8 protein-coding genes are annotated in these 13,287 nt (G+C 63.0%); 3 read left to right on the top strand and 5 right to left on the bottom strand.

The features are described 5' to 3' along the window. Window positions 1-73 precede the first annotated feature (73 nt). The 4 genes from JF70_RS00840 to metG all read right to left on the bottom strand — a co-directional run bounded on the left by JF70_RS00840 (window position 74) and on the right by metG (window position 9,203). Window positions 74-1,981 carry an ABC transporter ATP-binding protein gene (locus JF70_RS00840; protein WP_045934941.1) on the bottom strand — a complete coding sequence of 636 codons (1,908 nt, stop codon included), beginning with the start codon at window positions 1,979-1,981 and terminating at the stop codon, window positions 74-76. Window positions 1,982-2,010: 29 nt separating this feature from the next. After that, complete coding sequence (locus tag JF70_RS00835) at window positions 2,011-3,849, bottom strand: ABC transporter ATP-binding protein (protein WP_045934940.1); 1,839 nt, start codon at window positions 3,847-3,849, stop codon at window positions 2,011-2,013. A 224-nt stretch (window positions 3,850-4,073) separates the two neighbouring features. Next, window positions 4,074-7,094, bottom strand: a complete 3,021-nt coding sequence (locus JF70_RS00830; RefSeq protein WP_052690650.1) for an HAD-IA family hydrolase — start codon at window positions 7,092-7,094, stop codon at window positions 4,074-4,076. 237 nt (window positions 7,095-7,331) lie between these two features. Beyond that, complete coding sequence (metG, locus tag JF70_RS00825) at window positions 7,332-9,203, bottom strand: methionine--tRNA ligase (RefSeq protein WP_045934939.1); 1,872 nt, start codon at window positions 9,201-9,203, stop codon at window positions 7,332-7,334. A 397-nt stretch (window positions 9,204-9,600) separates the two neighbouring features. Here metG and JF70_RS00820 point away from each other — a divergent pair, with 397 nt between their 5' ends. Then, window positions 9,601-10,077 (top strand): hypothetical protein, encoded by a 477-nt coding sequence (locus tag JF70_RS00820; RefSeq protein ID WP_052690649.1) that lies wholly within the window; start codon window positions 9,601-9,603, stop codon window positions 10,075-10,077. Continuing rightward, complete coding sequence (locus JF70_RS09135) at window positions 10,074-10,535, top strand: variant leucine-rich repeat-containing protein (protein ID WP_231578770.1); 462 nt, start codon at window positions 10,074-10,076, stop codon at window positions 10,533-10,535. Before JF70_RS00820 ends, JF70_RS09135 begins: the two co-directional genes overlap by 4 nt. On the opposite strand, the gene rsmI is transcribed toward JF70_RS09135, so the two are convergent. Next, window positions 10,499-11,452: a 16S rRNA (cytidine(1402)-2'-O)-methyltransferase gene (gene rsmI, locus JF70_RS00810; protein ID WP_045934937.1), complete on the bottom strand. Its 954-nt coding sequence runs from the start codon at window positions 11,450-11,452 to the stop codon at window positions 10,499-10,501. The genes JF70_RS09135 and rsmI overlap by 37 nt on opposite strands. Window positions 11,453-11,678: 226 nt before the next feature. On the opposite strand from rsmI, the gene JF70_RS00805 reads away from it, so the two are divergent. Beyond that, entirely contained in the window at window positions 11,679-13,235 is a 1,557-nt protein-coding gene (locus JF70_RS00805; RefSeq protein WP_045935971.1) for a dolichyl-phosphate-mannose--protein mannosyltransferase, read from the top strand. Window positions 13,236-13,287: the final 52 nt, after the last annotated feature.

Raw genomic sequence — 13,287 nt, 5'->3', positions numbered from 1 at the left:
ACTAGTCGTTATCTATTTTACAACGATGTAATACTGCTGGCTGACGACCGGCAGCGACACAGAGGCCAGCCTGCTATTGCGCAGAGACAGCCGGATCCTGCCGAACCTGGTTGTCCTGTCCTGCATCATCGCCAGGCTGTGTCGATTGCGCCTGATCGCCGTTGGCAGTGCGGATCATGGCGTACTGGGACTCGTGCAGCCGGTAGTAGGCGCCCCTCTTGGCCAGGAGCTCCTGGTGGGTACCGTGCTCCACAATCTGCCCGTGATCGATGTAGAAGATCTGGTCCGCATTCTCGATGGTGGACAGCCGGTGGGCGATGACGAAGGAGGTCCGCCCCTTGAGCAGGTGGGCCAGTCCGGCCTGGAGGGCCTCCTCGGTGCGGGTGTCGATGCTGCTGGTCGCCTCGTCCAGGATCAGGATGCGGGGGTCGGCCAGCAGAACCCTGGCAAAGGCGATCAGCTGCCGCTGACCTGCGGAGAGGGTGGATCCGCGCTCCTCGACCTTGGTATCGTAGCCGTCGGGCAGCTCCATGATGAACTCGTGGGCATGGACGGCCTTGGCGGCCTCCTCGATCTGCTGGTCGGTGGCATCCAGGCGGCCGTAACGGATGTTCTCGCGCACGTTGCCGGTGAAGATGAAGGTGTCCTGAAGCATGACCCCCATCTGCCGGCGCAGGGAGGCCAGGGTCACATCGCGCACGTCATGCCCGTCCACGCAGACACTGCCCTCGGTCACGTCGTAGAAGCGCGACAGAAGGTTGACGATGGTGGTCTTGCCGGCGCCCGTGGGCCCGACCAGGGCGACCGTGCTGCCTGCCGGCACATGGAAGTCCACCAGGTTGAGGATGTTGCGGCCTCCGGGCTCGTACTTGAAGACCACGTCGTTGAAGTCCACCCTGCCCTTGACCGGCGGCAGCTCTATGGCCCCTGGACGGTCCTCGATCTCCGGGCGGACGTCCAGGGTCTCGAAGATGCGCTCCAGGTAGGCCGAACAGGTGATCAGCTGGTTGTAGAAGTTGCCGATGTTGATGATGGGGTTCCAGAAGTTGTTGGCATAGCCGACGAAGGCGATCAGCATGCCCGTGGTCACCTGCACGCCGCCCAGGCCGGTGATCCCCAGATAATAGATCAGCGCGATGGTGATGGTGGAGATGTTCTGCACTCCCGGCCACATCAGGTACTGGATGTGCACGGCCCGCATCCAGGAGCTGCGAACCTGCCCCTGCTGCTCCTGGAAGGTGTGGAACTGCTCGCGCTCCCTGACGAAGGTCTGCGTGGTCTTGACGCCCGCGATGGACTCATGGATATAGGCGTTCAGATTGCTCTGCTTGTTGGACAGGCGCTGGTAGGCCCGCCGCTGGAAGCGTTGGAGTACCAGCACATAGAGCACCAGCAGGGGCATGAGGACCAGGGACCAGAGGGTCAGTCTCCAGTCGATGACGAACATGACCACCAGGGTCAGCAGGAAGGTGAAGATGTCCGCGATCACGTTGATCAGACCCGAGCTCAGGGTATCCGAGAGGGTGTTGACATAGTTGACCACCCTGATCAGGATCTTGCCGTGGGGCCGGGAGTCGAAATAGGAGAAGGGCAGGGTCTGGATGTGGGTGAATAGATCCCGGCGCATGTCCTTGAGCATGAGCTGGCCCACCCGGGTGATGGCCACGGTCCGATAGCGCAGGAGGAGCTCATAGACCACGATGGCCAGCAGGAAGACCGCGCCCAGGGCGAAGAGCCGGACCGGATCCTTGGAGGGGATGACCGTGTCGATCATGGTCTTGGTCATGTAGGGAATGGCCACGGCGATGGCGCTCATGGACAGGACCGCCGCCAGGATGATCACCCCCTGGCGCAGGTAGGGCTTCAGATAGGCCCCTATACGCTTGATGTCACCGAAGTCGATCTGCTCCTCCAGGTCCTCGTCCTCGCGGAAGGTGTTCCTGCGCGCGGTGCCCGCCGAACGTTGTTCTTGCTGCTTCATCGTCTCACCTTGCCATGCCTGCTGATGTGTCAGAATCCCGCCGACTGCCCGGATTGCAGCCCAAGCTGCTTGCGGTAGATCCGGTAGTAGCGGCCGTGGGCGTGGACCAGATCCTCATGGGACCCGCGTTCCACGATCCTGCCGTGGTCAAGGACCAGGATCAGGTCGGAATCCTTGATGGAGGAGATCCTGTGGGCGATGGTGACCATGGTCCTGGTGCCCTCCATCTCCTGCAGATGCCGCTGGATGGTGGCCTCGGTCTCCATGTCGACGGCCGATGTGGTGTCGTCCATGATCAGGATGGCCGGGTCGTCAGCCAGGGCCCGTGCCAGACTGAGCCGCTGCTTCTGGCCACCCGACAGGCCAACCCCACGCTCGCCCACAACGGTGTCATAGCCCTCGGGCATCCGGTTGATGAAGGAGTCGGCTCCGGCCATGGAGGCCATGGTCCTGACGTACTGCTCGTCATCGCGGTGGGCCCCGAAAGCGATGTTGTCACCGATGGTGTCCGAGAAGAGGAAGGTGTCCTGTGCCACGATGTTGACCTGCCGCCGCAGCAGGTCCAGGGGCCACTGCCTGGCGTCGATCCCGTCGATGAGCACATGGCCCACGGTTGGGTCGTAGAAGCGGGCCACCAGGCTGACCAGGGTTGACTTGCCCGAGCCGGTCTCCCCCAGTATGCCCAGCCGGGTGCCGGCCGCCACATGGAAGTCGATGTCCTTGAGGATGGGGGTCTCCGGATCGTCGGGGAAGGCGAAACTGACGTGGTCGAAGCGGATGTCCCCGCGGATCCTGACCGGATCACCTGTCTGCTCGCCGTTGACCTTGGCACGGACCGTGGCCGCCTGGACCACGCCGGCCTGGGCGTTCTTGCGCTCGACGATCCTGGGTTCGGCCGTCAGCAGCCGACGGATCTTGACGCAGGAGGCGTTGAATCGCTCCACATCGTTGATCAGCCAGCCGGACTGGCGCACCGGGCCGTCGATCATCCACAGGAAGCTGTTGAAGGAGACCAGGGCGCCCAGGGTCATCTGCTGGCGGATGACCAGCCAGCCGCCCAGGATCAGGGTGATCAGCTGGAGCATGTAGGAGCAGCCATCCAGCCAGGGCATATAGGTGCGGCTGTTGCGGGCGGAGTCCATGTTGCGTTCCATGTAGTCATCGTTGTGCCGATCGAACTTCTCGGTCTCATAGGGCTCGCGGACGAAGGCCTTGACCACCCGGTTGCCCTCGATGTTCTCCTCGACCATGGAGTTGAGGGATGCCAGCGAGTTGCGGATGGCGTAGAAGAGCGGGTGGGCGTGCTTGGAGAGCTGCCAGGTGAAGTAGAAGAGGAATGGGGTCACAGCCAGCAGGGCCAGGGCCAGCCGCCATTCGATGGTGAACATGACGGCCAAGGACCCGGCGAAGAGGCAGACGGCATCCAGGATGTTGTAGGAGACCCAGGAGACGAAGTGGCGGATGGCATCGGTGTCCGAGGTCATCCGGCTCATGATGTCGCCGTTGCGGGTGTGGTTGAAGTAGGTGAAGTCCATGTCGTGGAGCTTCTCGTACTCGTCGCTGACCAGCCGATAGATGGTGTTCTGGCCGAATCGCTCCATGAACATCTGATAGCCATAGCGGCAGACACTGCGCCCAAGGGTGACGGCTATCATGGCGAAACAAAGCCTGGGCAGCCGATCCTCATGCCCCTGGCCAATGACCTGATCCACGATCATGCCCGCCAAAATGGGCATAAGCATGACCAGGACCTTGTCCGCCGCAAAAAGCAGGAGGGCGGCGGCGATCCTACCGGCGTCCGGCCTGCAGTAGGGGAGAATCCATCGAAGGTTGCTGCTGTGCTGATTCTTTGCAGAATCGACGTACATTGGAGGACACCCTCACGTTCCCTGTTGAACTTCTCTGATCTGGTCTCTTCTCATTGCCGTGACCGTCCGGGAGAGTGACTGACCGATGGTGACGCGGCTATGTTCCTCGCCTCTGCAACGCCGCACGTGTCCGCCCTGGATTCGTCAAGCGTTGCCTATTCTATTGGAGCCTGAACCAGATGCAACCCCGGATCCCGGGCGTGTCTAGGCCCAGAATCCGGAGGTCATATGTGGCGAGGATGCCCCTGGACCAGAAGGTCCAACCCAGGTCCTGACAGGCGCTTCAAATCGACACCGTCTGTTGTTACGGCAACCTGGAACCTGGTGCCCCGCACCTCCAGCTCGTAGGTCAGCGAGCGCCAGGATGAAGGCAGGCGTGGGTCGATGCTCAGCCCGGTCCCGCCGGTGTCCCGCAGGCCGCCGAAGCCGCAGACCAGGCTGGACCAGACGCCTCCGCAGGCGGCCAGGTGGATGCCGTCGGTCGTATTGGCATGCAGATCGTCCACATCCGTAAACAAGGACCGACGGAAGTACTGCATGGCCAGCTGGTCATGCCCCACCTCGGCGGCGAGGATGGACTGGGAGGCTGCCGACAGGGTCGAATCCCCGGTGGTCAGCGGATCGTAGTAGTCGAAGTCAGCCAGCTTCTGCTCCGGAGTGAACCAGGAGCTGAGCAGGTAGAGGGCCATGACCACGTCGGTCTGCTTGAGCACCTTGTGCCGGTAAATGACCAGCGGATGGTAGTGCAGCAACAGGGGCCTGGCCGTGAACTGGTCGAAGTGCCAGCGGGGGCGTTGCATGAACTGGGCATCCTGGGCATGGACGCCCTCCTGATCGTCGAAGGGGACGAACATGGCTTGAGCCGCGCTGGACCATTTGTCGGCCTCATCTTCGTCCAAGTGCAGCCTTTCACGGATGGCGCCGATCAGATCCGGGTGCTTCCCGCGCAGATACTGGTAGGCCTTGTAAGCGGCCAGAAGGTTGAACCGGGCCATCTGGTTGGTATACAGGTTGTCGTCAACCAGGACCGTGTACTCGTCCGGGCCGGTCACGCAGTGGATGTGGAAGCGGCCGTCCTCCTTGTAGCGCCCCAGGCTCATCCAGAGACGGGCCGTCTCCACCAGGATGTCGATGCCCTCAGCCTGCAGGAAGTCTTCATCGCCGGTGACCTGCACATACTGGGCCACCGCATAGGCGATGTCGGCATCGATGTGGTATTGGGCCGTGCCCGTGGGGAAGTAGGCGGAGGCCTCCTCGCCGTCGATGGTCCTCCAGGGGAAGAGGGCGCCGTTCAGGTTGAGTGCGCAGGCCCTGCGCCTGGCGGCTGGGAGCATCAAATAACGATAGTGAAGGACGGCTCTTGCCCGGGCAGGCGCCGAATAGATCAGGAAGGGGAGAATATAGATCTCGGTGTCCCAGAAGTAGTGGCCGCTGTAGCCGGACCCGCTCAGGCCCTTGGCGCCCACACCGTTCTCGATCTGGGCCGTGGACTGGGCCAGCTGGAAGAGTTCCCAGCGCACCATCTGCTGGGTGCGACCGCCATCGTCGGCCTGGATGCGGATATCCTGACGCTCCCAGAACTGATCCAGCCATTCGCGTTGACGCTGCTCCAGCTCATCCAGAGAGAGGGTGCTGACCTCCTCCAGACGATCGCGGCAGTCCTCGACCAGATTCCTGGTACCCTCGCCCCGGGTCTGCACGACCAGACCGTTGCCGCTGGTGCCGGCCGGAAGGATGGGATGGCTGCGGTAGATGGCATAACGGACCAGACGGGTGGAACCGCCCTTGGGCACATCCATGCGCCAGCCGGATCCCTCGACAGGCCGGCCGTCCCTGAACTGCCGGACGCCCAGGGCCAGGCTGAGCCGTGAATTATTGCAACGGAAGACCCTGCAATCCGCACTCAGCTCGCCATAGACCGCATTGTCCAGCACCTCGTGGATTCCGCAGCCGTCCACAAAGGTCGACTTGCGGGGGTCGCTGGAGTTGACATGGCGGGGGTTGTCGGCGTTGACCGGACCCTCGACCACCACAGCCATATCCCGGTCAGGCGACTCAACGGTCAGTGTGCAAACGGTCAGGCTGCGGTCATACAGACAGACCATGCGGGTGAGCACGGTCCTCAGGTGGATACCATGGCCCAGATCGTACAGATTGGTGGTGGTCGCGATTCCGGTTCGGAAGTCCAGACGCTGAGTGGTCTTCTCAGGCCGACCCAGGGGCAGCCCCTCCACCTTGAGAGTGAAGTCCGAAGCATCGGGCACCCCCTGGATCAGCTGGCCCACCTTGGCATATCCGTAGGCGCTTTCGGGATGGGCTATCCGGAAGGTGTCATGGAAGCCGCTTAAGAAAGTGCCGTTGCCCAGGCAACGTTCCCCGCCGCCTTCACCCCGGACACCGACAGAGCCGTTGGTGACCGAAAAGACCGTGGCGCTGACCGCGTCGGGTCGACCGACCTCGCTGAGCCCCCAGTCCTCCACAGGGAAGCGGTCCTCATCCAGACCGGGGTCCTCCCCCTGCCCTCGCTCGCTGGCATCGTCGTCGATCAGCTCGATCAGCTGGTCCACCACCAGGTCCGCGCCCGACTTGAGCAGCTGCTCGCGGCCGGCGCCCCTGTTCACGCCCACAACCAGGCCGAACCTGCCTGCATGACCGGCGGCCACGCCAGAGAGGGCGTCCTCGACCACAACAGCATCCTCATTGCGCAGGCCCAGCACCTTGGCCGCATAAGCGTATGTGTCCGGGGCCGGCTTGCCCTGAAGACCCATCTCATCCTTGAGGTTGCCATCCACCACGGTGTCGAAGTATCCGGCGATTCCAGCGGCCTGGAGGACCTGGGCCGTGTTGCGCGAACTGGACACCACGGCCAGACGCTTCTTGTCGGCGCGCAGGTGCCTGAGCAGATCCACCGTGTCCGGGTAGGGATCAATGCCCTTCTGCTTCAGCATCCGCTCAAAGGTCATGTTCTTGCGATTGCCGTATCCGCAGACGGTGTCCAGCTGCGGATCGTCATCGGGGTTTCCCCAGTCCAGGTCAATGCCCCTGCTGCGCAGCAGGGCGTCGACACCGTCATAGCGTGGCCGGCCATCCACGTAAGCGTAGTAGTCCTGCTCCGTGTAAGCCGGGACGTTTGCAGGCAGGACCTGATCGAACAACGCCTTCCAGGCGGCCTTGTGCAGGATGGTCGTGGGCACCAGCACCCCATCCAGATCGAAGAGCACACAGGCGAATTGGGCAACCTTCATGGTTACTCATCCTATGGGTCTTCCATGACGAAAGAACCCGGCGGTTCGAAGAACCGCCGGGCGAGAAGAGAGAGAAGAAGGGGTTCAATTATCGGGGCCGCATGACCCCCATCGGCCAGTACCTCAACCGACAGAACAAATATAACCAGCGCTACCTTGGAAGAAGTACCCGAAAACCTCAAAGTTCTCTGTGAATCACGAACTGGGGCCCGAGCGCACCCTCAGGCGCGTCGACCGTCACTTGCCTTGGTCTCCCAACTTGGCCTGCTCAGCCTCGAATCTGGCGCGCTCCTTGGCCTTGCGACGGTCCAGCTGCTCCTGGAAACGGTCCAGCTCCTCCTGCACGGCCTCCTTGGGAATGCGCGGGAAGATGGGTGTGGGCCGATCGATCGGCGTGCCGTCCCTGAGGGGCTCGCGCGCCCAAGGATGGACCGTCTCCCCCAGCCGGTAGTCGCCGGTGATGATGGGATAGTGGAAATCGGACCGGTCCAGGTCGTCGACCTCCTCAACACGGGGCAGAGGCGAGAAGGTGCCCTTGCCGCCCATGGTCTCCCAGACCCGCTGAGAGGCATGGGGCAGGAAGGGGGCCAGCATGGTGTTGGCATCCAGCACGGCCTGGGCGGCGGTATGCAGGACGGCAGCCAGTCGGTTCCGGTCATCCTTGATTTTCCAGGGCTCCTGGGCGGAGATGTACTTGTTGATGTCTCCCACCAGAGCCATGGCCTCGACCAGGGCGGCCTTCTGGCGATGGTGCCCGATCAGGGATCCCACGGTATCGAAGGCCTGAAGGCTGCGGTCCAGCAGGGCACTATCCTCCTCGGTCAGCCAGTCCTGCTCGATATGGGGGATGCTGCCGAAGTCCTTGTTGAGCAGGTTGGCCACGCGATTGACCAGGTTGCCCCAGGATGCGGCCAGCTCCTCGTTGTTGTGCCGGACGAACTCAGCCCAGGTGAAGTCCGAGTCCGAAGTTTCCGGCCCGGCTATGGAAATGTAGTAGCGGACCGCATCGACCGGATAGCGTGCCAGGATGTCCTTGACGTAGATGACGATGCCCCTGGAGGAGCTGAACTTCTTGCCCTCCATGGTCATGAACTCGCTGGCCACCACCTGCTCGGGCAGGTTGAGCTCGCCGTAGGATCCCGGCTGTCCGCCCTTGGACCCCTGTCCGTTGTAGGCCAGAATCTCCGAGGGCCAGATCTGCGAGTGGAAGGTGATGTTGTCCTTGCCCATGAAGTAGTAGCCCAGGGCCTTTGGGTCATTCCACCACTTGCGCCAGGCCTCGGGGTCGCCCTGACGGCGGGCCCATTCGATGGATGCCGACAGGTAGCCGATGACGGCGTCGAACCAGACGTAAAGCTTCTTGTTGGGATCGTCGACCCAGCCGTCCACGGGCACGGGAATCCCCCAGTCGATGTCGCGCGTGATGGCCCGAGGCTTGACCTCCTTGAACAGCCCCAGGGAGAAGTTGAGCACGTTGCTGCGCCAGCCCTTCCGGGTCTTCAGCCAAGCCAGGTTGGCCTCGGCCAGAGCGGGAAGATCCAGGAAGAAGTGCCTGGACTCCTCAAACCGGGGCGTCTCCCCATTGATCTTGGACACAGGGTTGATCAGCTCGTCCGGATCCAGTTCGTTGCCGCAGTTGTCGCACTGGTCGCCGCGAGCGCCATCAGCGCCACAGATGGGGCAGGTCCCCTCAATATAGCGGTCCGGCAGGGTCCGGCCGGTGGAAGGAGAGATGGCCACCTTCTGCTGTCCCTCATAGATGTAGCCATTGGCACGGCACTGGCGGAAAAGCTCCTGCACCACCTTCTCATGATTGCCGGTCGTGGTCCTGGTGAAGAGATCATAGCTGAGCCCCAGATCGCACAGATCCTTGACAATCACCCGATTATAACGGTCGGCGATCTCCTGAGGGCCCACTCCTTCGGCGTCAGCCTCCACCAGGATGGGAGTGCCATGCTCGTCGGTCCCCGAAACCATAAGGACATCATTGCCCTTCATGCGTTCGTAGCGTGCATAGACGTCCGAGGGGACGCCGAACCCAGCGACGTGGCCGATGTGACGGGGCCCATTCGCATAGGGCCAGGCGACGGAAACAAGGATATGACTCATACCAGCAAGATTATCGACTCAGGCCTACAATCCCCCCGCTCGTCCACAGGACCGCCGCCGAGCAAGCGAATTATCCACAAATGCACAAATTTTGGCCCTCCCTCAGGCAAACCCGGGCACGACCATTTACAGTCGAACCATGAATCGAGAACACGCGCTCGGGGGAGCGCCGTGGACGCCTACCACTGCCGTTGGCGCCAGCCACCCCCCTAGAGCTACCACCAAGCCGCCGAGTCGACCACTACAAGCCGGTGGAGCGCCGACGCATACCCGCAGCCGTCCTTCCACGGCCGAATTTGGGGTCCCGATCCCCGAACCCGAACCGCTGCCCAGTCTGATCCGAACCGAGGATCTGCCCGGTCCACTCAGCCTCAGTCTGCTGGTGAAGGAGGGAATCGTGACTTGTCTGGACCAATCCTGCTGCTATCTGAACGAACAGGCTGAGGGACTCTACGGTCGCGCCTCCATCGTCACGCCCATGGTGCCTTACGGCGCAGCGGCATGCGGCGGTCTGGCGCTCTGGATATGGATCAACGGCCAATTTCCCGATGCGCTGGACATCATCTCCAACTCCCACTTCCGCACGCCGGTTCACGGCAGGCCCCTGCGACCCCACCAGCGACAGCTGGATGCCCGCTACCTGATGAAGCTCGGGAAGCTCTGGGTGACTTCGCCGCTCTGGACGGCCTGTGATCTGGCCTGCGATTCATCGGGGCAATGCAACGGCGAGGAGACCATGACGGTCTTGCATGAACTCATGGAGCGGTATCAGGTCAGCTGCGGATCCTGCGAGAAGCTCCTGTCCTCCAACCCGCGCTGGCCTGGCCACGCTCAAGGGCTGGAGACCATAAGACGACTCAAGGCGATCCTATGAATCAACCGATGGGAGGTGGCCAACGCGGGCATGGCCATCATCGACTCCGGGGCCGGGATCGGGACCGTCGTGGATTCTCCGCCGCTGAACGTATGGCCCGGCTCGTGACTGCCGTCAGCAACCGGCCACACCCCTGCGCGGAAGACGATTTGAACCGAGATGATTCCATTGGCCTGGAACCGATGGCCGAGGTGCGCGCCCCACCGCCGGAGCCTCCCTTGGTGCCGACGGCCCTGATGGCCACAGACCCCGAGACCGACCCGAGCATCCTCTGGGCCATCGCCCGGGAGGAGCCCCGGCTGCGTCGGTGGCTGGTGGCCAATCCCGCCGCTTCGCCAGCCCTGCTGGAGACCGTCTCCCAGCTGGGTGGGCCCGGCGTGCGCAGGGCACTGGAGGTGCTGCTGGACGAGGGGAACGGGAATCAGTCCTCCTCATCCTCTTCAACAGCCAAGGCATAGATCCTTTTCCGATTGGGCAGGCTGCCATCGGCCAGGGGATGCTCGGCAGCCACCCGGGCGATGGCCTCCTTGAGGCGCAGGCCCTCGGATCGGGCCAGATCCCGTGCCAGAGCGGCCAGCTGCCGGTCATCCATGGCCTCAGGATCGTTGCGCCTGGCCTCCAGGGCGGAGGCACCAGCCACGACCAGGACCATCTCTCCCCGGGGAGGGTCCTCCTGAAGGGAGCGCACAATGTCGCCAACCGTGCCCCGACGGATCTGTTCATGCTCCTTGGTCAGCTCCCGGCAGAGGGCCATGAGCCTGTCGGGGCCGAAGACCTCCTGAAGGTCCTGCATAGCCTGATCGATGCGGTGGGGGGTCTCGTAGAAGACCATGGTCCGCTCCTCGCTGCGCAGGGTGCGCAGATGCCGCAGCCGTTCCTGGTGTCGGCGGGGAAGAAACCCCTCGTAGCAGAAACGGTCGGTGGGCAGGCCGGAGAGGGCCAGGGCATCCAGCACGGCACTGGGTCCAGGAGCACAGGTGACCGGTATGCCTCGCTCGATGGCCCGCCTGACGATGGCCATGCCCGGATCGTTGATGGTGGGCATGCCCGCATCCGAGACCACCAATGCGCAAGCTCCGTCGCGAACCTGGTCGAGGATGGGATCGGCCATCCGCCGCTCGTTGTGATCGTGATAGGCCATGACCCTGCCGCCTACGCGCACTCCCAACCGGTTGGCCAGATCATAGAGCCTGCGCGTGTCCTCAGCAGCCACCAGATCCGCCGACTGCAGGAGCTCCACCAAGCGCGTCGAGGCATCGGAGACATTGCCGATAGGCGTGGCCGCCAGCACAACCGTTCCACGTGAAACACTGGGTGAAATCGGCTCCTCATGACTTTCTCCGCCCTGTGTAAGTCCATCGCTCCGGCCATTCATGCTGCTCATGCCTTTAGTATGGCCTAATCTAGGGGTGATGACATCTTTGGCAGGGCTTTCTTCGCAGCATCGCTCCTCCAGACACGGCAGGCACGCCGCCCACCGGTCCGGTCGCCCTGTCATGCTGTCCATCTTCAGCAAGACCAAGGGTCAGCATACCAAGAGAGGAATCGACCGGATTCCCCGGCTCTCCCATCGGCAGAGTGGCTGGCTGGCCTGCATACTCATGGCTCTTCTAGGCGGGCTCCTGCGGTTTGTACGGCTGGGCAGCCCTCGGGCCATCGTCTTCGACGAGACATATTACGTCAAAGACGCCTGGACCATGCTGATGACCGGCGAGCCACGCAACTGGCCGAAAACAGCCGGCCCGCTGGACCTACCCATCGACCAGATCTTCGCCCAGGGACACACCAGCGGCTGGCTGCCCCAGGCCGAATACGTGGTTCACCCGCCGGTGGGCAAGTGGTGCATCGCCCTGGGTCTCAAGCTCTTCGGTGGAGCCGGCAACCCCTTCGCCTGGCGAGCGGCTACTGCCCTGGTCGGCACCATCGCCATCCTGCTGCTCTGCCGTGTGGCTCTGCGCCTCTTCCACAACCTGCCCATCGCGCTGACGGCCGGCTTCCTCATGGCCATAGACGGTCTGGGCATCGTCATGAGCCGTACCGGCCTGCTGGACAACTTCGTCATGGTCTTTGTCCTGGGAGCCTGGCTGTGCCTGATGGGCCATCGGGACTGGGCTCGGGCCAGGCTGCGACAATCCTGGGCCAAGGACCGGGCTGACTTTCGTCTGCATTACCGGGTGAAGGTCATTCAGTCACAGGGGCATCAAGGGCAGGAAAGCCGTGTCGAGCTGCCCGTGGCCACCACCGGCCCCTTCATCGCCTGGTCCTGGTGGCGGACCGGCGCCGCCCTGCTCCTGGGCCTGGCCACCGGCACCAAGTGGTCAGGTGCCTACTTCTTCGCTGTCTTTGCCCTGATTTCGGTGCTCTGGGACGGCTGGGAGCGCCATCAGGCAGGGTACGGATCCTGGCTGCAGAGCGCCGTGTTCAGGGACGGGCTGCCGGCGGCCTTGCTTATGATTCCCGTCTGGGCGGGCACCTATCTGGCCTCCTGGACGGGATGGTTCCTGCACGGTGATTCCTACATGCACAGCTGGGCGGCCCAGCATCCTGGCCAGGGTCTGACCTGGTTGCCGGAGGGGCTCCGATCCCTGGCTGAATACCATCGGCAGATGTGGCACTTCCACACCACCCTGCATACCCGCCATCCATACATGGCCAACCCCCTGACTTGGCCCTTGCAGATCAGACCCACCAGTTTCTACTGGCAGAAGCTCACCGGCTTCCCCGGCCTGTGCGGGCTGGCCAAGGACTCCCCCTGCGTGGCGGCCGTCACCTCCCTGGGCAATCCTCTGACCTGGTGGCTGGGCAGCATCTGCATGGTCCTGGCCATCGTCATCGCCATCGTGGTCAAGCACGGAGATTGGCGGATCTGGGGGGTGCTGGCAGGCATGCTGGCCGGCTGGCTGCCCTGGGTGCAATACATGAACCGGACCACCTTCACCTTCTATTCCATCGTCATCCTGCCCTGGATGATTCTGGCAATCTGTTACGTGGTCAACTGGCTACGGCAGAACTCGGACAGCGTCCTCTACCGGCAGACCATGATCATGGGCCTAACCCTGCTTGGCCTGACCTCGGTCTTCTTCTACCCGCTGTGGACCGCCATGCCCATCCCCTATGACTTCTGGCGCATGCACATGTGGCTGTCCAGCTGGATCTAGGACAGAGGCAAGGCGGTCGGACAGGGATGCCCGACCGCCTCACGGACACGTT

This window comes from Bifidobacterium mellis, from assembly GCF_000967265.1.
Lineage (GTDB): Bacteria > Actinomycetota > Actinomycetes > Actinomycetales > Bifidobacteriaceae > Bombiscardovia > Bombiscardovia mellis.
Note: the sequence above shows the minus strand (reverse complement) of the source record. Positions and strands in the feature narration are given on the sequence as shown.

What these genes read in the sequence shown, in the direction of transcription:
- JF70_RS00840 (WP_045934941.1), bottom strand. Translation starts at nt 1,981, where the DNA reads ATGAAGCAGCAAGAACAACGTTCGGCGGGCACCGCGCGCAGGAACACC.
- JF70_RS00835 (WP_045934940.1), bottom strand. Translation starts at nt 3,849, where the DNA reads ATGTACGTCGATTCTGCAAAGAATCAGCACAGCAGCAACCTTCGATGG.
- JF70_RS00830 (WP_052690650.1), bottom strand. Translation starts at nt 7,094, where the DNA reads ATGAAGGTTGCCCAATTCGCCTGTGTGCTCTTCGATCTGGATGGGGTG.
- metG (WP_045934939.1), bottom strand. Translation starts at nt 9,203, where the DNA reads ATGAGTCATATCCTTGTTTCCGTCGCCTGGCCCTATGCGAATGGGCCC.
- JF70_RS09135 (WP_231578770.1), top strand. Translation starts at nt 10,074, where the DNA reads ATGAATCAACCGATGGGAGGTGGCCAACGCGGGCATGGCCATCATCGA.
- rsmI (WP_045934937.1), bottom strand. Translation starts at nt 11,452, where the DNA reads ATGAATGGCCGGAGCGATGGACTTACACAGGGCGGAGAAAGTCATGAG.
- JF70_RS00805 (WP_045935971.1), top strand. Translation starts at nt 11,679, where the DNA reads ATGGCTCTTCTAGGCGGGCTCCTGCGGTTTGTACGGCTGGGCAGCCCT.